An 18571-nucleotide genomic window follows, 5' to 3' on the forward strand; every position below is an offset into this window, starting at 1 on the left:
TGATGGGTCCGTGGACGCTCATCGGCAACCACACCTTCGGCGGTACCATCTTCATGTACGAGGGTGCGCCCGACTACCCCGAACCCGATCGCTTCTGGTCGATGATCGACCGCCACAAGCTCACCACCTTCGGCATCTCGCCGACGGCGATTCGCGCCCTCCGCAAGTACGACGACGAGTGGGTCGAGAAACACGACCTCTCCAGTTTACGCCTCTTAGGCTCGACTGGCGAACCATGGGACCCCGAGTCGTGGATGTGGTTCTACGAGAAAGTGGGACGAAGCGAAGCGCCGATCATCAACATCTCCGGCGGCACCGAGATCTGCGGCTGCTTCCTCATGCCGATGCCGACCCAGCCGCTGAAACCCTGCTCACTCGGCGGACCAGGGTTGGGAATGAACATCGACGTCGTGAACTCACAGGGCGAGTCAGTCGCCGACGACCACGAACGCGGCTTCCTCGTCGCCCGTGACTCCTGTCCGTCGATGACCAAATCGCTGTGGGAGGGCGATGAACGCTATCTGAACACCTACTGGTCGACCTTCAAAGACCCGCCGATGTGGGACCACGGCGACTGGGCACAGAAAGACGAAGACGGCTTCTGGTTCTTGCACGGCCGCGCCGACGACGCGCTCAACGTCGCGGGACGGAAGGTCGGCCCCGCCGAGGTCGAGGGCGCGCTCATCGAACACGAGGGCGTCAACCAGGCGGCCGCCGTCGGCGTCCCCGACGACACCACTGGCACCGCCGTCGTCGCCTACGTCGTCCTCGAAGACGGCGTCGACGTGAGCGACGCGCTGCGCGAGGAGCTCCGGGCGCTCGTCGGCGAAGAGTTGGGCAAGCCGTTCCGCCCGCGCGAGGTGCTGTTCGTCGACGAGTTCCCCAAGACGCAGTCCGGGAAGATCATCCGCCGGGCCATCTCCGCGCTCTATCAGGGCGAAGAACTCGGCGACATGAGCAGCATCGAGAACCCCGAGGCGTTAGAGGAGATCGAGGCGGCGAAGTAGAACCCGAGCGAGGTCGATGAGATCGACCGTTCGGTCGATCAGTGACGAACAGTCGGTCGGTCAGTGACGACCGTTCAGTCGGCCAACGACGACCGCACGCCGTCGGACCAGACGCCGGTCGTGAAGTCGACCGCGCCGTTCCACTTCGCGACGGCGGTCGTCACTGCGAGGTCGCCGGTGACGTTGACCATCGTACGGATACGGTCGAGGATGGGGTCGACGCCGGCGACGACGCCGACGATCTCCAGCGGCAGTCCCAGTTGCGTGAGCACGAGCGTCAGCATGATGAGCCCCGACCCGGGGACGCCTGCGGTGCCGATACTCGCAAGGACGGCGACGGAGACGACGGCGAACTGGTCGGCCAGCGTGAGGTTGACGCCGACGACGTTGGCCGCGAAGATCGCCGCGACCCCCTGATACATCGCCGTCCCGTCCATGTTGATCGTCGCGCCGAGCGGAAGCGTGAACCCGTAGACGCGCTCTGCGACGCCGAGGTTCTCGTCGGCGTCCGACATCGTCACCGGGAGCGTCCCGCTCGACGAGCGGATGCTGAGTGCGGTGACCATCGCCTCGCGGGCCCCCGAGAGGAACGAGAACGGCGACTGGCCGAGGATGCCGACGACGAACCCGCCGAGATAGACGACGCCGATGTGGACGACGGCGGCGACGAGCATCGTCACGATGAGCAGCGCGAACGGGACGATGGCGTCGACGCCGGCCGCCCCGAAGACGCTCGCCATGAGGGCGAAGACGCCGAGGACACCGAACTCCATCACGCCCCAGACGACCTTGAACATCGCCTCGGCGCCCGCCTCCGCGAGATCGAAGAACGTCTCGATACCGCTGGAGATCGCCGGGTCGTCGGTCTCCTCCTGGACGAGTGCCAAGGCGAGGCCGAAGACGACGACGAAGAAGATGGTCGGCAACACCGACCCCTCGGCCATCGCGCCGAGCGGGTTCGTCGGGACGATGTTCAGGACGACCTCCGTGGCCGACGGCGCCTCCGCGCTCTGTGGCTCCGCCTCGGCGAGCAGGCTCTCCAGCCCCCGCGACCCCGGCTGGATCGCGTTGGAGACGGCGAGGCCGACCGCGACGGCGACGGCGGAGGTGACCGCGTACAGCGCGACGACCTGCCCACCGAGCTTCCCCAGCGTCGATGGCGTCAGCTGTCTGACTCCCATCAACAGCGTGAACACGACGATGGGGACGATGAGCATCGTCAGCAGTCGGACGAACAGGTCGCCGATCGGTTGCAGGACGGTCGCCGTCTCGCCGACAGCGAGTCCGAGAAGTGATCCGAGTACGAACGCGATTCCGATGCGGTAGACGATACCGACAGACCGGTACGTCCTCCACGTCGAGACAATGCGATTAGATGCCATAAGACGATCTATCGTACAGTTTGACAAACCTTCTCATAAATTTTGATACAGAGCTCCGAACGACAGCCGTGACACAGCGTGCCGGTTTCCGGAAAGGAGAGCCCCGTTCAGGAACTCTCCCAGTCCCGTCGCAACAGTCCGAAGTGGACCACGTCGACGTACGCGCCGTCGACGAACCGTGCCTCCCGGAACCGGCCCTCCTCGGCGAAGCCGAGTCGTTCCAGTACGCCGCGAGAGCCACCGTTGAACGCGAAGACGCGAGCGTGGAGGCCGTGACAGTCGACGGTCCGAAAGAGGTAGTCGACGAACAGGCCGACTGCCTCCGTCCCGTACCCGTCACCGTGATACTCGGGGGCGAACCAGTAGACGAGCTCCGGGCGCGCGGGGTCGAGACTCTTCGTCGCGACGAGTCCGATGCGTTTCTCGTCCGCTTCGACGAGCAGCGAGACGCCGTCGTCGCTCTCGATCACCTCCTCGATGAACGACTCGGTCTCGTGTTCGTTGCTCGGCGACGTCGAGCCGAGCGGGATGCGGATCTCCGGGTCCGTCGTCGAGCGCTGCAGGAAGGCCGCGTCGTCACGTTCGACGGGGCGAAGCGAGACGCGGTCGCCCGCGACGACGGTCGTGTCGACGTCGCCGACTTCACTCATTCGCGACGCTCCCACTCCTCGCGGAGCAGTCCGTAGACGACGACGTCCTCGTAGTCGCCACGGACGAACCGGTGACCGCGCATCGTCCCCTCGCGACTGAAGCCGAGCGACTCGAGCAGTTCCCACGAGGCGTCGTTGTACTCGAACGCCTGTGCCCAGAGCCCGTTGACGGCGTACGTCTCGAAGACGTAGCCGACGAGTAGTTCCAGTGCCTCGGCGGCGTACCCCTGGCCCTGGGAGTCGGGGGCGACCCAGTACGAGAGTTCGGGCCGGGTGTACTGGATCTGCTTCGCGCTGACCGCCCCGATCGGTTCGGGGTCGTCACTACCACTGTCTTCGTCGGCGAGGCAGACGAGCAGGTTGACGCTCTCGTCGCTCTCGAACCAGTTCTCGAAACTCTCCTCGACCTGTGTCTCGTTTCTGGGGGCGTCCATCCCGAGCGGGACGCGGACCCGAGGGTCGTTGTGCCACCGCTCGAAGAACGACGCGTCGTCGCGGTCGATCGCTCGGAGAGTTAGACGGTCACCGCGGAGGAACGTCGCACCGGGCATGCCACCGCAGACGGACAGCGCCGTGATATAGTTCGTTGAGAAGTGGTATCACAGCACGTCCGTCGAGAGGAAGCGACGGCGTTCCGGAACGTCGGCGTCGGCGTCGGCGACGGCGACGGACCCCTGCGAATCGTCCGTCTCGAGGTCGGGGAACACGACGGTCGACCCGACAGAGAGCGGTGCGAGCACGCCGGCGGCGACGACGCCCGGTTCCGCCAGCGACGAGCGGACGACCACCTCGTCGTCCGCCGTCAGGTCGAGGTCGTCGACGACGTGGTCGGCAGCACGCAGAAGCTCTCGATGGCTGTACTCGTCGTCGCCGGCGGCGAGTGCGGCCGTCGCAGGGTCGACGTCGGTCGGCGGAAACGCGGGGTTCTCGCTCCAGACCTCTTTCTCCCAGTGCGAGACGCCGGGGTCGGTCGGCGGGCCGCCGTAGACGACGCGCTTCGTGCCGGGGACGTCGGCGAACTCGCTCTCGCGTCGCTGGGGGACGACGACTGCCCGGACGTCCCCGTCGCTGGGGTCGAACGCGGTCGTCGCACCGTGGAGTGCGGCCCCGAAGAACGTCAGGAGCGGCTCGGGCAGCGGGTCCGGTTCGATGGCGACGCGTCCGCCGCCGCGGACGCCGAGGAAACTCAGGAAGTTGCCCGCCTTCCACGCCGTGGTACAGAAGTCGTGGTAACTGTAGTCTCGCTCGAGCGACGGGACGCGGAGTGCGAGCGCCGACGACCGACGGTCGCGGGCGACGAGGTCACCGAGGGTGTTCACAGAGCACACTACGGGAGAGCGACGCAAAAGACCGCCGAACTCGGACGGAGACCGGCGCACCGCACGATCCCTCGCAGAACGGAACAGTCTTCGAGACCGGTCTCTCGTGCGTTCGTCGCATTGCTAGGGATTCACAAACCAGAGTGAATAGTTAACAGTCAATCATTTACATCCACTCCGCAACACAGTTGATGGGTGTGCACACAAACCAATGAGAGCAGTTGTCTATCAGGGACCCAAGGAAGTAGCGATCGAAGACGTCGACGAACCGGAGCTCCAGCATCCGAACGACATCGTCATCGACATCACGACGACCGCCATCTGCGGCTCGGACCTCCACATGTACGAGGGCCGGACCGCCGCCGAGGAGGGGATCGTGTTCGGACACGAGAACATGGGGATCGTTGAGGAGGTCGGCGACGGCGTGTCGACACTCGAGGAGGGCGACCGTGTGGTGATGCCGTTCAACGTCGCCTGCGGGTTCTGTCGGAACTGTGAGAACGGCTACACCGGCTTCTGTACCAACGTCAACCCCGGGTTCGCCGGGGGTGCCTACGGCTACGTAGCCATGGGACCGTATCAAGGGGGACAGGCGGAGAAACTCCGCGTCCCGTACGCGGACTTCAACGCCCTCAAACTCCCGGAGGGTGACGAACACGAGGACTCGTTCTCGCTTCTGGCCGACATCTTCCCGACGGGGTGGCACGGCACCGAACTGGCGAATCTGAGTCCGGGCGAGTCCGTCGCCATCTTCGGTGCCGGACCGGTCGGTCTTATGGCCGCCTACAGCGCGAAGATCAAGGGTGCGGCGGAGATCTACGTGGTCGACCGCGTGGAGAGCCGTCTCGACCTCGCGGAGGAACACTGCGACGCGACGGCGATCAACTTCGAGGATTCGGACCCGGTCGAACAGATCAAACAGGAACACGGTGATATGGTCGACAAGGGCGTCGACGCGGTCGGCTATCAGGCGATCGACCCCGAGACCGACCCCAGCGACGACGCCTACGACCCCGCCCGGGAGAACCCGGCGGTCGTCCTCAACCAGCTGATCCAGGTCGTCCGCCCGACCGGCGAACTCGGTATCCCCGGTCTGTACGTCCCCTCGGACCCCGGTGCACCGGACGAGATGGCCGCACAGGGCCGTCTCGGTATCGACTTCGGAAAACTATTCGAGAAGGGGCTGAAGCTCGGCACCGGTCAGTGTAACGTCAAGCAGTACAACCGCGAACTGCGCGACCTCATCATCGAGGGACGGGCAGACCCGAGTTTCGTCGTCTCCCACCGCGTCGGCCTCGACGAGGCCCCGGAGATGTACGAGAAGTTCGACAAGCGCGAAGAGGGTGTGACGAAGGTGCTCCTCGAACCTTAGGAGCGCATCCACGCCTCGGGATGTTCGTTCCTGAGATGTCGCTGGTACAGCTCCACGATCTCCGCGTACGACCCCGCGACGACCTGCCAGTCGCAGTGGGGACACGTTCCGGTCATTGTCATCGTACGTCCTACCCCCGCCCGGGTACGTCCGGTGCACCGAGAGCGTCGACAGCTCCTCTACGTGCCCGACGGATTAATGCCTCTCGTCGCCCACTACTTACTACCGATGTGTCAGTACTGCATGTACAACGCCGAGGGCTGGACACAGCTCCTCCAGTACGACGACGTCTACCAGGAGGCGATCGCCGGGCTGGCCGAGAGCGAGTCGACGTACGGCTTCCACGAGTCGTGGGACGACCTCAAAGCCGACCTCATGTCGTAGGGAACGGATCGTCGAACTCCCCCACCGCGATCTCCTCGGCGGTCGCGAGACAGTCGTCGAGCGACGCCGCGAGCGCGTCGGCGTCGAGGTCGGTGCCGATGAACACCAGTCGCGTCTCCGGGTCGTCCGCCTCGTCCCACGTCCCGATCGGCCCGGCCTGTATCGACGGTCCCGCCTGACTCAACCCCATGACAGCGTCGGGTCGACCGGCGAGACGGAAGAACCCCTTCGCGCGGACGACGTTGCCGTCCCAGTCGTCGAGCCACGCGTCCAGTCGCCCCGGATGGAACGGTTCGCGGCGACGGTAGACGGTCGAGGCGACGCCGTGGCGTTCGGCGGTCGAGCGGTGGTCGTGGTCGTTGCCGTCGTCACCGTGATCGTGACCGTGATCGCCGGCCAACTGCTGCTTCCAGCCGACCTCCCGCTGGGCCCGCTCGAAGTCGAACCGACCGGTGCCGAGGACGCGTGCGGGGTCGACCGCCGAGTACTCGGTTCGGACGATGTCGGCGCGCGGTTGGAGCTCCTCGACGATGGCCTCGATCCGGTCGAGTTCCTCGTCCGGAACCATGTCACACTTGTTCAACAGCAGCACGTCACAGAACTCGATGCTGTCGACGAGAACGTTCGCGAACGGCCGGTCAGGTGTGCGCATCCGGTCGGGAAGCCCCTCCTCGACGTCGAACTCCTTCCAGAAGCCGTAGGCGTCGACGACCGAGACGGTCGTGTCGAGACGGTAGTAGTCGGTGGGGTCGACGTCGCTCTCCTCGGATCCGACGGTGAACGTCTGGGCGATCGGTATCGGTTCGCTGATGCCGGACGCCTCGACGAGGAGATAGTCGAACGATCGCGTCTCGGCCAACCGCTTCACCTCGGTGAGGAGATCCGACTGGAGTCGACAGCAGATACAGCCGTTCGAGAGGTCGATCACGCCGTCGTCGGCGTCGGCATCACTGTCAGCGATGAGTTCGGCGTCGATGTTGACCTCGCCCATGTCGTTGACGACGACGGCGATCTCGTGGCCCTGCGGGTCGTTCAGTAGGTGGTTGACGAGCGTCGTCTTCCCTGAACCGAGGTAGCCGCTGACGACCGTAACGGGGATTGTCCCGTCGGAACGTGTGCTATTCATTCTCTCGGTGTGGGTTGACACGAAAGGCAGTTATCCCTGTCGGTGCGGCGGGTCGGATGCGCACGGCACTGCTCACGGTGCGCCGACGACGAGGAGCGTACTCGCGACGTCGCCGACGTGTAACTGACGAACTTCGTCGGGTGAGACCCGAACGGCGTCGCCCACCGCGAGCGTCAGTGTCTCGTCGCCGACGGTGAGGGTGGCGTCACCGTCGACGAGGACGTACACCTCCTCGTGTTCGGACTCGACGTGGTCGTGTTCTTTCCCGCTCCACCCCGGTTCGGCCTCAACGACGGTGACGCCGAGGTTCTCACAGTCGAGCGCGTCGCGGAGGAAGTACATCGACTCGCTGATCGGTTCGACGTCGTGGTAGTTGACTTTCGTGTGCGTCATCCCCTCCGAATTGGAGTCGTGGTAGCAAATAGCTTGCACCGAGCGCCGCCGGTACCGTCGGGGTGTTGACAGGGAGTGTCGTGCGGGCGGTTACCACGGTGTGAGCGGGGGTGGTTACCGGGTGGTTGTCCGAGAATTAAGGGGAAGAATCGCTCGGTAGAGGTATGTACTTCCCAGGGCACGTCGGAATCGCGCTGCTTTGTTTCACCCCCGTCGCGATACTGCTTCACCGTTACGGGTTGCGCCGAGCAGTTCGAGTGGGGACGGTGGGCTTTCTGCTGACGGCGTCGGCACCCGACGTCGACCTCTATCTCGCCGCCGTCCCCCACCGGGGAGTCACGCACACGGCGACCGCCGCCGTCGCCGTCGGTGTCCTGTTCGGTGTCGTCGGAGCGCTCACCCGCGCACCGGGGTTCCGGCGACGACGTTACGACTTCTTCTTCACGTCTCTGGTGGGTGCGGTCGGCATCGGTACACACCTTCTCGGCGACGTCGTCACTCCGATGGGCATCCGTCCGTTCGCTCCCCTCTTCGACGCTCACTACACGCTGAGCCTGGTCCGCGCGAGCGACCCGACCGTCAACGCGGGACTGCTCGCCGCCGGTCTTACTACGTACCGGCTGCACGGCGACGTCGCTCGCCTCCTCGACCGTGCACCGTTGGCGACGAACAGAGAGAGCGTGGCAACGGTCGGAGAGACGGACAACGACCCGGTCTGACCCTCAGAAGGAGTTTTTGATCTTCTCGAAGAAGCCCTCTTTCACCTCGACCTCGTCACCGCCAGCCTCGGCGAACTGTTCGAGCGCCGCCTTCTGTTCTTTGTTGAGGCTCTCGGGCGTGACGACCTGCACCTGCACGTAGAGATCTCCCTGTCCGCGCCGCTGGAGGCGGGGCATCCCTTTCCCCTTGAGTCGGAACGTCTCGCCGCTCTGGGTCCCCTCGGGGACGTCCATCTCGACGGTGCCGTCGAGCGTCTCGACGTCGACCGTCGCGCCGAACGCAGCCTGCGGGAAGGAGATGGGAAGTTGGACGTAGAGGTCGTCGCCCTCGCGACGGAGTGTCTCGTGGTCGGTGATCTGGATCTCGATGAGGAGATCGCCGTTCGGACCCCCGTTCTCGCCGGGTGCGCCCTCCCGTTCCATCCGGAGGCTCTGTCCGTCGCGGATGCCGGCCGGGATGTCGACCGAGAGCGTCGCCTCGTTTCGGACCTGTCCGTCGCCGCCGCAGGTGCTACAGGTCTCGCTGTAGAGCTCGCCGTCGCCGCCACAGCGGCGACAGGTCTGGGTCTGTTGCATCCGACCGAACGGCGTCTGCTGGACCGTCGTCGTCTGACCCTGTCCGTTACACTCCGGACACGTCTCGACGTCGGCGTCCGCGGGATGTCCCTTGCCGTCGCAGTCGGGACACGCCTCCGGGCGGGTGACGGTCACCTGTTTCTCGACGCCCTCGTAGGCGTCTTCGAGGTCGAGCGTCAGGCGCGTCCGGAGGTCTGCACCCTTCTGTGGGCGGTTGCCGCGCTGACCGCCGCCACCACCGTTGAACAGGTTGTTGAAGATGTCCTCGAAGCCGCCCATCCCGCCACCCATCCCGCCACCGCCGCCGAACGGGTTGCCGCGCTGGCCGCCGCCACCGCCGTCGAACCCTCCGCGCTTCTCGGCCTGCTCGAAGCGGTCGTGGCCCATACGGTCGTACGCCGAGCGTTTCTCCTCGTCGGTGAGCACCTCCTTGGCCTTTTTCACCTTCTTGAACTTCTCCTCGGCGTTGGGGTCGTCGCTGACGTCCGGATGGTACTCGGTCGCCTTCTTCCGGTAGGCCTTCTTGATCTCGTCCTCGTCGGCATCCCGGGAGACCCCGAGCACGTCGTAGAAGTCCTCGCTCATCAGTTGTTCCATCCGTTATCGGTCGAACTACTTGAAAAGCGCGCTTGCTGTATCAGATCGATGTTCGGAGGGCCGACAGTCGGGACTGTCGAAAGGTGATCGGCGTAAAGAGAGACCGCAGTCAGCAGACGTCGCGTCGACGTGGGTTACTGCTCGTCTTCGTCAACGTTCACGAGAGCGTTGCTCTCGTGAGCAGACGAGACGACTCTACGAGTCGTCTTCATCAACGTTCGTCAGACTACGTCTGACGGGCAGACGAAAGCGACTATTCGTCGCTTTCGTCTACGTCTTCGAAGTCGGCGTCGACGTACTCGTCGTCGTCGGCATCGCCCGGGCCGCCCGGACCGCCTGCGCCGCCCATGTCACCCATGCCAGCGCCGCCGCCCATACCGCCGGCACCGCCGGCACCGGCCTGTGCCTGCTGGGCCTGCTGCTGGTACATCTGCTTGCCGATCTCCTGCAGTTCCGTCGAGAGCGATTCGGTCGCCTCCTCGAGCTCCTCGGTCGTCGCGTCGTCGTCCTCGAGGGTCTCCTCGACGTCCTCGATGGCGGCCTCGATGTCCGCGCGGAGGTCGTCGTCGACCTGCTCTTCGTTCTCCTCGAGCAGCGAGTTGGCGCGCTGGACGGCGCTCTCGGCGTTGTTCCGCGCCTCGATGCGCTCGCGACGTTCCTTGTCCTCCTCGGCGTGCTGTTCGGCCTCCTCCTGCATCCGGTCGATCTGCTCGTCGGAGAGGCCCGCACCGCCTTCGATGGTGATCGACTCGGCGTTGCCGGAGCCCTTGTCCTCGGCTTCGACGTTGACGATCCCGTTCTCGTCGATGTTGAAGCCGACCTCGATCTGCGGCGTGCCCGCCGGGGACGGCGGGATGCCGGTCAGCTGGAACTCGCCGAGCAGTTCGTTCTCCTCGGCGATCTCGCGTTCACCCTGGAAGACGCGGACCTGCACGGAGGTCTGGTTGTCGGCGGCCGTGGTGAAGATCTTCGACTCCTCGGTCGGGATAGTGGTGTTCTTCTCGATGAGTCGCTCGAACAGCCCACCCTTCACCTCGATACCGAGCGAGAGCGGCGTCACGTCGAGCAGGACAATGTCGTCGACCTCGCCGCCGAGGACGCCACCCTGGATGGCCGCGCCGAGCGCGACCGCCTCGTCGGGGTTGACGTTCTTCTTCGGCTCCTTGTCGAGCAGCTCCTCGACCTTCTCCTGGACCTGCGGCATCCGGGTCGATCCGCCGACGAGGATGACCTCGTCGATGTCGTCTTTGTCGTAGCCGGCGTCTTCGAGCGCCTGCTCCGTCGGACCGACGGTGCGCTCGATGAGGTCCGACGTCAGCGACTCGAACTTCGCGCGTGTGAGCGACTGTTCGAGGTGGACCGGGCCGGAGTCGGTCGCCGTGATGAACGGCAGGTTGATGTCCGTCTCCTTCCGGGAGCTGAGTTCGATCTTCGCCTCCTCGGCGGCGTCCTTCAGTCGCTGGAGCGCCTGGCGGTCCTCGCGGAGGTCGATGCCGTGGTTGTTCTCGAACTCCTCGGCGAGGTGGTCGATGATGGCCTCGTCCCAATCGTCGCCGCCGAGGCTGTTGTCCCCGTTCGTCGCGACGACTTCGTAGACGCCGCCGCCGAGATCCAGCACCGAGACGTCGAACGTCCCGCCACCGAGGTCGAAGACGAGCACGGTCTGGTCGGAGTCGTCGTCGAGACCGTACGCCATCGACGCGGCCGTCGGCTCGTTGACGATGCGTTCGACCTCGAAGCCGGCGATCTCGCCGGCGTCCTTCGTGGCCTGCCGCTGCTTGTCGTTGAAGTACGCGGGAACCGTGATGACGGCCTTCTCGACGTCGTCGCCGAGATAGTCCTCGGCGTCGCGCTTGATCTTCTGGAGGATCATCGCCGAGATCTGCTCGGGGGTGTACTCCTCACCCTCGACGTCGACGGTGTAGTCCTCCTCGCCCATGTGCCGTTTGATGGAGCGGAACGTCTGGTCGGGGTTCTGGATGGCCTGGTTCTTCGCCGGCTTGCCGACCAGACGTTCGTCGTCGTCCGTGAAGGCGACGACGGATGGGGTGGTTCGGTCACCCTCCGCGTTCACGATGATTTCGGGGTCGCCTCCCTCCATCACGGCGAACGCGCTGTTCGTGGTACCAAGGTCGATACCGAGAATCTTGTTGCTCGCCATGTTGCTTCCAGATACCGGCTTGCCGCGGTTAAAGGTTACTAGATGAGACGAGATTGGCGCAGACGACAACTCGCCGCAGTCATGCGGTTTCGGACTCCGTCGAGACAGACCGTCCGGGAGCTTTATATCGAACCGCGAGTCCGGGAGCCGTCGCTATCAGCCATCTGATCGTTCGCCGCTCCGGGACCCTCGCGGCGCCGACCGGAGTCGTGAACACGGGTCGTCGAACGGTGTCGGAGAAGCGTGTCGTGTCGCCTACTCGCCGTCGCTGACGGTGATCTGCGCCGCGCGGATGACCTTGTCGGCCATCTCGTAGCCGGGTTGGAAGACGTCGGCGACGGTGCCCTCGGGTTGGTCGCTGTCGACGCGCATCATCACCTCGTGTCGCTGCGGGTCGACCTCCACACCGGGTTCGGGATGGATGATCTCGACGTTCTCGCTCGTGAGGATGCGGTCGAACTCCTCGAGCGTCGACTCGACGCCCGGCCGAATGTCGGCACCCTCGTCCTGGTCGAGCGCGCGCACGAGGTTGTCACGGACGGAGACGACCCGCTCGACGAAGTCCTCGGTGGCACGCTCGCGGATCTGGTCCTGCTTCTTCTTGGTGCGTTTCTTGTAGTTCTGGAAGTCCGCCTGCTTGCGCTTGAGTTTCCCCTCCAACTCCTCGACCCGCTCGTCGCGGCTCTCGACCTCCGACTCGAGATGAGTGACGCGCGACTGGAGCTCGCGAACCTCGGCGGCGAGTCCGTCGTCGTACTCGGCGACGCGGGCGGCGATGTCGACCTGTTCGGCCTCGTCGGCGTCGGCCGACTCCTCCGTTTCGACGTCGTCGACAGGCACCTCTTCGACCTGGTCTGCGTCGGGAGCCTCGTCTGTCATGGTCGGAAGAAACGCCCGACGGGGTATAAGGTTGTAGATGTGGTACGCGGAGTCCCCCTCGCACGTCTGGAACCCGCGACGCTGGCGGCGGCTACGGAGGGCTATCTGTGGGGTCTATTGTCACCCTTATTATATTAATTGCTCCGAAGGAAATTTTAATTGTTTTGCTATCGAGAACTGATTCGCTATGTCCGAAAACAGCCACGACGTGAACCGGCGGCGGTTCCTGCAGGGGACGGGTGTCGCAGTCACCGGGACTGCGCTGAGTAGCCAGACGGGTCTCGCGGACGACGGGGTGGAAAGCGACAAGCGCGAGGACCGCGATGAGACGGACGAGACGATGAGCGACAGAACTCGGCCGACCACGATCGCCCACCGCGGATTCGCCGGGATGTACCCCGAGAACACGGTCGGCGCGGTCGAGATGGCGGCGAAGCAGGGACCGCAGGGCGGTGCGGAGATGGTCGAGATCGACGTCGTGCCGACCGCCGATGGCGACGTAGTCGTCTTCCACGACGATCGACTGCGCAGTCGCGACGGCGGCGAGCGGGGACTGACCGACACGGAAGGCGTCGTCTGGGAGACGTCGACCGACGTCGTCACGAGCGCGGAGGTGCTCGACAGCGGGGAGACGGTACCGCTGCTGTCAGAACTGCTGGACGCACTGCCGAGTTCGGTCGGCGTCAACGTCGAATTCAAGAACCCCGGGTCGTTCGACGTGCGGTTCGCGGAGAACCTCTCGGGCGACGCGCTGGAGACACAGAAGGACGTGTGGCGACCGTTCACCGAGGACGTGCTCGCCGTCGTCGACGACTACGACAACGACGTGCTCGTCTCGTCGTTCTACGAGGCGGCGCTCGCGACGGTCCGCGAGGCCGACCCCTCGATCCCGGTCGCCTTCCTCTTCTGGGACGATATCGAGGCGGGACTCGACATCACGCGGACGTACGATTGTGAGGCGCTCCACCCGCCGTACAATCTCGTGAAGGGGACGCCGTTCTTCGGCGACGAATACTACACGAGCGGTCCGTACGCCGACGTCGACCTCGTCGAGGTCGCTCACGACGAGGGTCGAGAAGTCAACGTCTGGACTATCGGCACGTGGTATCAGGCACAGGAGTTGACGAAGGCCGGCGTCGACGGGCTCATCGCCGACTACCCCGGACTGAGCGGGTTCGGCGGCGGTTGCTGACCGCTCGTTAACTCGCTCGCCCGCCGACCGTCACTGGTACATCCGGATCGGCTGGGCCTGCGTGCTCTCGTCGTCGACCTCCTGCATCCGCTGTGCGAGTTGCTGTTTGGCCTCGCGGATCTCCTCGGCGTGGTCGACGAGGTCGTCGACGGGCACTTCGACGCCGGTGAGCGGTTCGATCCCCTGTTTGATGACGACGCGTGCGGCCTCCGGGTCCGGGAACTTCGGGTCCGACTGGACGACGAGACCGACGCTCGTCAGGCCGTGTTCGAGTACGTCGTTCATCAGCGCGCCCGTCGGTCCGGTGACGATCCCCATCTCGGTCGGCCGACCGACGTCGGCCGCTTCCAGGAGCGACCCGCCGTCGCCGGTCGCGACGCCGTAGAGTCGGGGAACCTCGTCGGTCTTCTCCTCACCGATACCGCTCAGGAAGATGGGGACGACGCCGTCGTCCTCGAACCAGCCGCGGATACAGCCCGCGAACTCCGTCGCCGCCTGCGGGTGGATCGGGACGTCGCTCTGGAGGACGAGCAGGTCCCGCTCCTCGTCGGCGTAGAGTCGGACCGGCGTCCGGAGCTCCACGTCGTCGTCGGCGTAGACGGCGACGCGGGGGATGCCCTCACAGTGAACGTTCGCGTAGTGGACCATCTCGAACTCGTCGACGAGGTGGTCTGCGGTGATCTTCCCCACGAGTCCGACGCCCGGCAGTCCTTCGACCAGCAACGGTTCGTCGAGCGAGACGTCGTCCGCGAGTACGTTGATGTGAGCCATGGCAGTGAGAAGGAGTGGCAGCGTACTAAAAGGGTGGGCCGTGTGCACGAGAGGCGCATCCGGAGCGACGACCCCGACTCCGAAACCGACAAACGACCCCGCTGGAAAGAGAGGGCAATGAACCCCTTACAGCGGTACCTCCCGCTCGTCGACGACGAGGAGGCGTTCCTCGACGCCTGCGACCGACCGCTCCCCTACGTCGTCCGGGTCAACACCATCAAGACGACCGTCGACCGGGCGACGGCGGCGCTCGACGCCGAGGGCGTCGGCTACGAACAGACCGACTGGAACCCCGAGATCCTCCGGTTGACCGAGGGCAAAGCGGGCACGACGTGGCCGTACTTCCACGGCTGGCTCCACGGCCAGGAAGAGGTCTCTGCGCTCCCCGCGATCGCGCTCGACCCTCGACCGGGCGAGAGAGTGTGGGACACCTGTGCCGCGCCGGGCAGCAAGTCGACGCAGATCTCGGCGCTGATGGACGACGAGGGGTTCGTCGTCGCCAACGACAACAGTCTCGGCCGACTGTCGGCGCTCCGGCACAACGCCGAACGCCTCGGCGTCACCAACGTCGCCGTCACGAACCAAGACGCTCGGAACTTCTCGCTGAAGCCGTTCCAGTCCGACGGCGACGGCTCCGTCGGACCCGCCAACTTCGACGAGTTCGACCGCACCCTCGTCGACGCCCCCTGTTCCTGTGAGGGGACCTGCCGGAAGAACCCCGACGCGCTGGAGAAGTGGACGATGGACCACGTCCGGAGCGTCGTCGGCATCCAGAAGGGGATCGTCCGTCGTGCGGTCCAGGCGACGAGACCCGGTGGTATCGTCGTCTACTCCACCTGTACGTTCGCCCCCGAGGAGAACGAGGCCGTCGTGAACCACGCGCTCGAGACCGAGGACTGCGAGGTCGTCGCGTTCGACGCGCCGCTGGAGACGTCGCCCGGTATCACCGAGTGGGAAGGCGAGGAGTACCACCCGAGCGTCGAGAAGACCCACCGTGTCTACCCCCACCAGAACGACACGGGCGGGTTCTTCTGTGCGAAGCTGCGAGTGGGTGGAAGCGGAGACGAGACGGAGGTCGAGGCATGAGCGACGAGGGCTCGCAGTCCGGCGGCGACGATGCCGCACCGACGAACGACGGCCAGCGGTTCGACCGCCTCCCGGCGACCGCCACGGAGCGCGAGGTCGACGGCCGTGCGACCCGCGAGGAGGTGCTCGAGTGGTGGGACGAGCGGTTCGGCGTCCCGCCGGAGACGTTCGACGGCTACACCTTCTGGGAGAAGGGGGCCGGAAAGATCTGGATCCTCCACGGCGACACCGCAGACCCCATCTCGGTCGAGGGGCTCGGGATGACGTTCCTCCGGACGCGACAGGAACACTGGAAGCCGACGACGAACGCCGTCCAGCGGTTCGGCCGCGAGGCGACCAAGAACGTCGTCGAACTCGACGGCGAGCAGGCTGCGGCGTTCGCCGCCGGCGAAGACCAAGAGCTCGACTGGGAGGGTGACTGGGGCTACCTCGTCGCCGCACACGACCTCGCCGGCGAGGGCGAACCGATCGGTGTCGGGTTGTTCGTCTACGGAGAGCTGCGTTCGACGGTGCCGAAAGGTCGGCGCGAGAATCTAGACGAGATCTGACGGCCAGTCTACGCCTTCTTCTTGAGGAGTTTCGCCGCGATCTGTGCGATGTAGCCGAGTTCACTCCGTTTGTACGAGAGCGCGGCGGCACCGAGGAAAAGCGCGGCGGCCTTCTTCTGGCCGCGCTTGAACGACAACACTGCCTGTGCCAGCGTCGAGACGACGCTGAGCTGCCGCGAGCGCTTCGACCCGAGAATTCCGAGAAGTTTGCTAAGCATCGTGCGACGGGTTTCGGGTCGGACCCGGAAAAGTTGATGGGCCATACTCACTTTTCGCGGACAGTGCCACCGGAGAGCCCTTCCCAGGCGACCCGGTAGCCGAGCGCCGAGAGCACGGCACTCGCGTCGTCGATGCCGTACGCTTCGAAGACCGCCTCGGCCTCGTCGAGGCTCATCCCCGGTTCGACCGTGTCTCCGAGCTCCGCCAACATCGGGGGACGAACGAGCGTCCGACCCACTCGGCGGTGTTCGGGGAACGACTTCGTCTCGAGCGCGTCGACGCTCACCCCGAACTCCGCCGCGAGGTCGGCCAGCGTGACGACGTCCGCGTCAGGTTCCAGCGCATCGGGGAGCGACCCGGCCGCGTCGGCGACCAACTCGGTCTCGTACTCCCGGAGGACGTCGACCACGTCCTTCACGCGGACCGAGCCGGTGTACGGAATCGCACGGTGGTCGCGGGCCGCTACCTCGTCGCTGACGGCCAGCGACTCGTCGACGGCGACGAGGAGGTCGACGTCCTCGACGCCGCTCAGTTGGCCGAGTTTCTTCTCGACGTAGTCGGGGGTCCAGAAGCCCATGATCTCGAAGTAGACTCTGAACCCGTCGTCACCAACCGTCGCCGCACCGGCGGGCGCGTAGTCGAACGCGAAGTCCGGGATCATCACACGCGTACCGTCATCGACGGCGAGCGGCTCCGGTTCGCGGACGAGCTCCCAGTCGAGGTCGAGCGATCGGAAGCGGGCGGCGAAGTCGGCCTCGACGCCGCTGTCGAAGGCCGGTTCCGCGACGGGGTCGACGCCCGGCACGGAGACGTCGGCGTCGGTGAGCACCAGCTCGCGGTCGGTGCCCCGGTCGTCGACGGTCGCCGTCAGTCGCCAGTCGTCGGTCTTCGCGACGGTTCTGAGCAGGCGGGCGAACCCGGTGCCGTAGCGTCGCGTGCGACGGAAGAGCGCGTCCGGACCGGTGACGACCAGCTCCCGCCCCTCGGGCGTCTGCCGGACCTCGTACATGAGTCGGAGTCGCTTGACCGCCGAGACGAGCATCTTCGGGTCGGCGCTCCGGATACGGACCTCGATGGCGTCGAACAGCGCGGTCTGGGCCAAAGAGAGGTTGTACTGGACGAGCAGCTCCTCGGACGTCCACCGGGGGTCGAACTCGACGAGGATCTGGTTCACGTCCCGGTCGGCGTAGAGCGACTGTTCGACGTCGGCGACGTCGACGCCGAGACGGTCTGCGGCGGTCGCCAGCGCCTCCGTTCGCTCGTCGTCGCTCGCGACGCCGACGGACTCGGCAGCCTCGAAGGCGACGCGCCGGACGCGTTCCGGCGGCACCGCGGCCTGCGTCTCGAACGTCGCCTCGCGCTCACAGAGCGCGGCGAAGCCGCGGACGAGCTTGAACTCGTCGGCGTCGCGTTCGAGTTCCGAGAGGGCGTCCTCCAGCGCGCCGCGTCGCTCGCCGACGTGTGTCCCGTAGGTGTCGACGACGCGGGCTGCGAGCGGTCGGTCCTCGCCGTCGACGAACTGCGGGTGGTAGCCGCCGCCGGCGCGGGAGACGCGCAGGAGGTCCTTCGTGAGCACGACCGTCGGTAGTCGCCGGCTCTTTATAAGAGACGTGGGACCGTCCGTGGAGGACAAGGCTCATACGCGGGGCGAGTGAGCCTCCGATATGAAGCGACGGGTACTCCTCGGCACGCTCCCCTTCGCCCTGTCCGGCTGTCTCTCCTCGCTCCCCGGCCCGGACGGTCCTCGAAACCCTCCCACCGAACCGGAAGACGACCCCAGAGCGGAGGCGGAACAGAAACCGCTCGTCGCCGGCGACTTCCGGTTCAAACGGACCGACGACGAGACGCTCCGCGTCGTTCTCACGGTGACGAACCGGACCGACACGAAGCAGACCGGCACCCTCACCGGCACGCTGACTCTCAAGGGCGAGACCTACGAGCGGACGAACGAGGTCACCGTCGGCGGCGACGAGACGGTCGAGACGGAACTGGTCTACGACGAAGTCGGCTTCGAGGCGTTCAGAGACGCCGACTCGTTCGACTTCAGCGCGACCATCGAGTAAGGACGAGGCCGCCGTCGCCGACCCCCGAAACGACGCGTTCGAGCGAACGTCGATTGTTTTACAAGTTGCTAGAAGAAAGAGTTACGGTACGGAGCGATATTCTTCATTATCATCTATTGAAATAAGA

The 18571-nt window shown here is 65.6% G+C and carries 21 protein-coding genes; 8 read left to right on the forward strand and 13 right to left on the reverse strand.

Annotated features, from left to right (window positions below; genetic code table 11):
* On the forward strand, positions 1-1007 hold a 1007-nt coding region (locus BSG17_RS12915), incomplete at its 5' end, for an acetate--CoA ligase (RefSeq protein WP_139246605.1).
* A 74-nt stretch (positions 1008-1081) separates the two neighbouring features.
* Here the strand turns inward: BSG17_RS12915 and BSG17_RS12920 are convergent.
* The 4 genes from BSG17_RS12920 to BSG17_RS12935 all read right to left on the reverse strand — a co-directional run bounded on the left by BSG17_RS12920 (position 1082) and on the right by BSG17_RS12935 (position 4358).
* Positions 1082-2389: a dicarboxylate/amino acid:cation symporter gene (locus BSG17_RS12920; RefSeq protein WP_089824732.1), complete on the reverse strand. Its 1308-nt coding sequence runs from the start codon at positions 2387-2389 to the stop codon at positions 1082-1084.
* Between the two features lie 107 nt (positions 2390-2496).
* Positions 2497-3039 carry a GNAT family N-acetyltransferase gene (locus BSG17_RS12925; RefSeq protein ID WP_089824734.1) on the reverse strand — a complete coding sequence of 181 codons (543 nt, stop codon included), beginning with the start codon at positions 3037-3039 and terminating at the stop codon, positions 2497-2499.
* Positions 3036-3590, reverse strand: coding sequence for a GNAT family N-acetyltransferase (locus BSG17_RS12930; RefSeq protein WP_089824736.1), 555 nt, complete (start codon positions 3588-3590; stop codon positions 3036-3038). Before BSG17_RS12930 ends, BSG17_RS12925 begins: the two co-directional genes overlap by 4 nt.
* Positions 3591-3638: 48 nt before the next feature.
* The gene (locus BSG17_RS12935; protein ID WP_089824738.1) at positions 3639-4358 is read right to left on the reverse strand and encodes an acyl-CoA synthetase family protein; all 720 of its coding nucleotides are present in this window, start codon (positions 4356-4358) and stop codon (positions 3639-3641) included.
* Positions 4359-4569: 211 nt separating this feature from the next.
* Here BSG17_RS12935 and BSG17_RS12940 point away from each other — a divergent pair, with 211 nt between their 5' ends.
* Positions 4570-5730, forward strand: coding sequence for a glutathione-independent formaldehyde dehydrogenase (locus BSG17_RS12940; protein WP_089824740.1), 1161 nt, complete (start codon positions 4570-4572; stop codon positions 5728-5730).
* On the opposite strand, the gene BSG17_RS26015 is transcribed toward BSG17_RS12940, so the two are convergent.
* Entirely contained in the window at positions 5727-5846 is a 120-nt protein-coding gene (locus BSG17_RS26015; protein WP_244531530.1) for a DUF1059 domain-containing protein, read from the reverse strand. The genes BSG17_RS12940 and BSG17_RS26015 overlap by 4 nt on opposite strands.
* Before the next feature lie 82 nt (positions 5847-5928).
* Here BSG17_RS26015 and BSG17_RS26020 point away from each other — a divergent pair, with 82 nt between their 5' ends.
* A complete protein-coding gene (locus BSG17_RS26020; protein WP_139246607.1) occupies positions 5929-6114 on the forward strand; it encodes a hypothetical protein in 186 nt (61 codons plus the stop codon).
* Here BSG17_RS26020 and BSG17_RS12945 read toward each other — a convergent pair.
* Both BSG17_RS12945 and BSG17_RS12950 read right to left on the reverse strand, forming a co-directional pair.
* Positions 6104-7240: a CobW family GTP-binding protein gene (locus tag BSG17_RS12945; protein WP_089824743.1), complete on the reverse strand. Its 1137-nt coding sequence runs from the start codon at positions 7238-7240 to the stop codon at positions 6104-6106. The two genes, BSG17_RS26020 and BSG17_RS12945, sit on opposite strands and share 11 nt — an antisense overlap.
* Positions 7241-7312: 72 nt before the next feature.
* On the reverse strand, positions 7313-7633 hold the full coding sequence (locus tag BSG17_RS12950) for a cupin domain-containing protein (protein WP_089824745.1): 321 nt from the start codon (positions 7631-7633) through the stop codon (positions 7313-7315).
* A 164-nt stretch (positions 7634-7797) separates the two neighbouring features.
* On the opposite strand from BSG17_RS12950, the gene BSG17_RS12955 reads away from it, so the two are divergent.
* Complete coding sequence (locus BSG17_RS12955; protein ID WP_089824747.1) at positions 7798-8352, forward strand: metal-dependent hydrolase; 555 nt, start codon at positions 7798-7800, stop codon at positions 8350-8352.
* Positions 8353-8355: 3 nt separating this feature from the next.
* Here the strand turns inward: BSG17_RS12955 and dnaJ are convergent, their stop codons facing one another.
* From dnaJ to grpE, 3 genes are all read right to left on the reverse strand, one after another.
* On the reverse strand, positions 8356-9513 hold the full coding sequence (gene dnaJ, locus BSG17_RS12960) for a molecular chaperone DnaJ (RefSeq protein ID WP_089825071.1): 1158 nt from the start codon (positions 9511-9513) through the stop codon (positions 8356-8358).
* A gap of 265 nt (positions 9514-9778) precedes the next feature.
* Positions 9779-11686, reverse strand: coding sequence for a molecular chaperone DnaK (gene dnaK, locus BSG17_RS12965; protein WP_089824749.1), 1908 nt, complete (start codon positions 11684-11686; stop codon positions 9779-9781).
* A 255-nt stretch (positions 11687-11941) separates the two neighbouring features.
* The gene (gene grpE, locus BSG17_RS12970; RefSeq protein WP_089824751.1) at positions 11942-12565 is read right to left on the reverse strand and encodes a nucleotide exchange factor GrpE; all 624 of its coding nucleotides are present in this window, start codon (positions 12563-12565) and stop codon (positions 11942-11944) included.
* Between the two features lie 187 nt (positions 12566-12752).
* Between grpE and BSG17_RS12975 the strand changes: the two genes are divergently transcribed.
* Positions 12753-13757: a glycerophosphodiester phosphodiesterase gene (locus BSG17_RS12975; RefSeq protein WP_089824753.1), complete on the forward strand. Its 1005-nt coding sequence runs from the start codon at positions 12753-12755 to the stop codon at positions 13755-13757.
* Between the two features lie 30 nt (positions 13758-13787).
* Here BSG17_RS12975 and BSG17_RS12980 read toward each other — a convergent pair whose 3' ends face one another.
* Positions 13788-14528 carry a proteasome assembly chaperone family protein gene (locus tag BSG17_RS12980; protein ID WP_089824755.1) on the reverse strand — a complete coding sequence of 247 codons (741 nt, stop codon included), beginning with the start codon at positions 14526-14528 and terminating at the stop codon, positions 13788-13790.
* Between the two features lie 117 nt (positions 14529-14645).
* Between BSG17_RS12980 and BSG17_RS12985 the strand changes: the two genes are divergently transcribed.
* Together BSG17_RS12985 and BSG17_RS12990 are read left to right on the forward strand one after the other, a co-directional pair.
* Positions 14646-15614, forward strand: coding sequence for an RsmB/NOP family class I SAM-dependent RNA methyltransferase (locus tag BSG17_RS12985; RefSeq protein ID WP_089824757.1), 969 nt, complete (start codon positions 14646-14648; stop codon positions 15612-15614).
* Positions 15611-16162, forward strand: a complete 552-nt coding sequence (locus tag BSG17_RS12990) for a DUF7122 family protein (protein WP_089824759.1) — start codon at positions 15611-15613, stop codon at positions 16160-16162. Before BSG17_RS12985 ends, BSG17_RS12990 begins: the two co-directional genes overlap by 4 nt.
* Positions 16163-16170: 8 nt before the next feature.
* Here BSG17_RS12990 and BSG17_RS12995 read toward each other — a convergent pair whose 3' ends face one another.
* Together BSG17_RS12995 and BSG17_RS13000 are read right to left on the reverse strand one after the other, a co-directional pair.
* On the reverse strand, positions 16171-16380 hold the full coding sequence (locus BSG17_RS12995; protein ID WP_089824761.1) for a hypothetical protein: 210 nt from the start codon (positions 16378-16380) through the stop codon (positions 16171-16173).
* 47 nt (positions 16381-16427) lie between these two features.
* The gene (locus tag BSG17_RS13000; protein WP_089824763.1) at positions 16428-17957 is read right to left on the reverse strand and encodes a DUF790 family protein; all 1530 of its coding nucleotides are present in this window, start codon (positions 17955-17957) and stop codon (positions 16428-16430) included.
* 88 nt (positions 17958-18045) lie between these two features.
* On the opposite strand from BSG17_RS13000, the gene BSG17_RS13005 reads away from it, so the two are divergent.
* Positions 18046-18444: a hypothetical protein gene (locus BSG17_RS13005; protein WP_089824766.1), complete on the forward strand. Its 399-nt coding sequence runs from the start codon at positions 18046-18048 to the stop codon at positions 18442-18444.
* Positions 18445-18571 lie beyond the last annotated feature (127 nt).

Origin of the sequence: Halogranum amylolyticum (assembly GCF_900110465.1) — an archaeon.
GTDB classification, from domain to species: domain Archaea; phylum Halobacteriota; class Halobacteria; order Halobacteriales; family Haloferacaceae; genus Halogranum; species Halogranum amylolyticum.

What these genes read in the sequence shown, in the direction of transcription:
- BSG17_RS12995 (WP_089824761.1), bottom strand. Translation starts at nt 16,380, where the DNA reads ATGCTTAGCAAACTTCTCGGAATTCTCGGGTCGAAGCGCTCGCGGCAG.
- BSG17_RS26020 (WP_139246607.1), top strand. Translation starts at nt 5,929, where the DNA reads ATGCCTCTCGTCGCCCACTACTTACTACCGATGTGTCAGTACTGCATG.
- BSG17_RS12925 (WP_089824734.1), bottom strand. Translation starts at nt 3,039, where the DNA reads ATGAGTGAAGTCGGCGACGTCGACACGACCGTCGTCGCGGGCGACCGC.
- BSG17_RS13005 (WP_089824766.1), top strand. Translation starts at nt 18,046, where the DNA reads ATGAAGCGACGGGTACTCCTCGGCACGCTCCCCTTCGCCCTGTCCGGC.
- dnaJ (WP_089825071.1), bottom strand. Translation starts at nt 9,513, where the DNA reads ATGAGCGAGGACTTCTACGACGTGCTCGGGGTCTCCCGGGATGCCGAC.
- BSG17_RS12975 (WP_089824753.1), top strand. Translation starts at nt 12,753, where the DNA reads ATGTCCGAAAACAGCCACGACGTGAACCGGCGGCGGTTCCTGCAGGGG.
- BSG17_RS12945 (WP_089824743.1), bottom strand. Translation starts at nt 7,240, where the DNA reads ATGAATAGCACACGTTCCGACGGGACAATCCCCGTTACGGTCGTCAGC.
- BSG17_RS26015 (WP_244531530.1), bottom strand. Translation starts at nt 5,846, where the DNA reads ATGACCGGAACGTGTCCCCACTGCGACTGGCAGGTCGTCGCGGGGTCG.
- BSG17_RS12980 (WP_089824755.1), bottom strand. Translation starts at nt 14,528, where the DNA reads ATGGCTCACATCAACGTACTCGCGGACGACGTCTCGCTCGACGAACCG.
- BSG17_RS12985 (WP_089824757.1), top strand. Translation starts at nt 14,646, where the DNA reads ATGAACCCCTTACAGCGGTACCTCCCGCTCGTCGACGACGAGGAGGCG.
- BSG17_RS12955 (WP_089824747.1), top strand. Translation starts at nt 7,798, where the DNA reads ATGTACTTCCCAGGGCACGTCGGAATCGCGCTGCTTTGTTTCACCCCC.
- BSG17_RS12950 (WP_089824745.1), bottom strand. Translation starts at nt 7,633, where the DNA reads ATGACGCACACGAAAGTCAACTACCACGACGTCGAACCGATCAGCGAG.
- BSG17_RS12930 (WP_089824736.1), bottom strand. Translation starts at nt 3,590, where the DNA reads ATGCCCGGTGCGACGTTCCTCCGCGGTGACCGTCTAACTCTCCGAGCG.
- grpE (WP_089824751.1), bottom strand. Translation starts at nt 12,565, where the DNA reads ATGACAGACGAGGCTCCCGACGCAGACCAGGTCGAAGAGGTGCCTGTC.
- dnaK (WP_089824749.1), bottom strand. Translation starts at nt 11,686, where the DNA reads ATGGCGAGCAACAAGATTCTCGGTATCGACCTTGGTACCACGAACAGC.
- BSG17_RS12920 (WP_089824732.1), bottom strand. Translation starts at nt 2,389, where the DNA reads ATGGCATCTAATCGCATTGTCTCGACGTGGAGGACGTACCGGTCTGTC.
- BSG17_RS12940 (WP_089824740.1), top strand. Translation starts at nt 4,570, where the DNA reads ATGAGAGCAGTTGTCTATCAGGGACCCAAGGAAGTAGCGATCGAAGAC.
- BSG17_RS12990 (WP_089824759.1), top strand. Translation starts at nt 15,611, where the DNA reads ATGAGCGACGAGGGCTCGCAGTCCGGCGGCGACGATGCCGCACCGACG.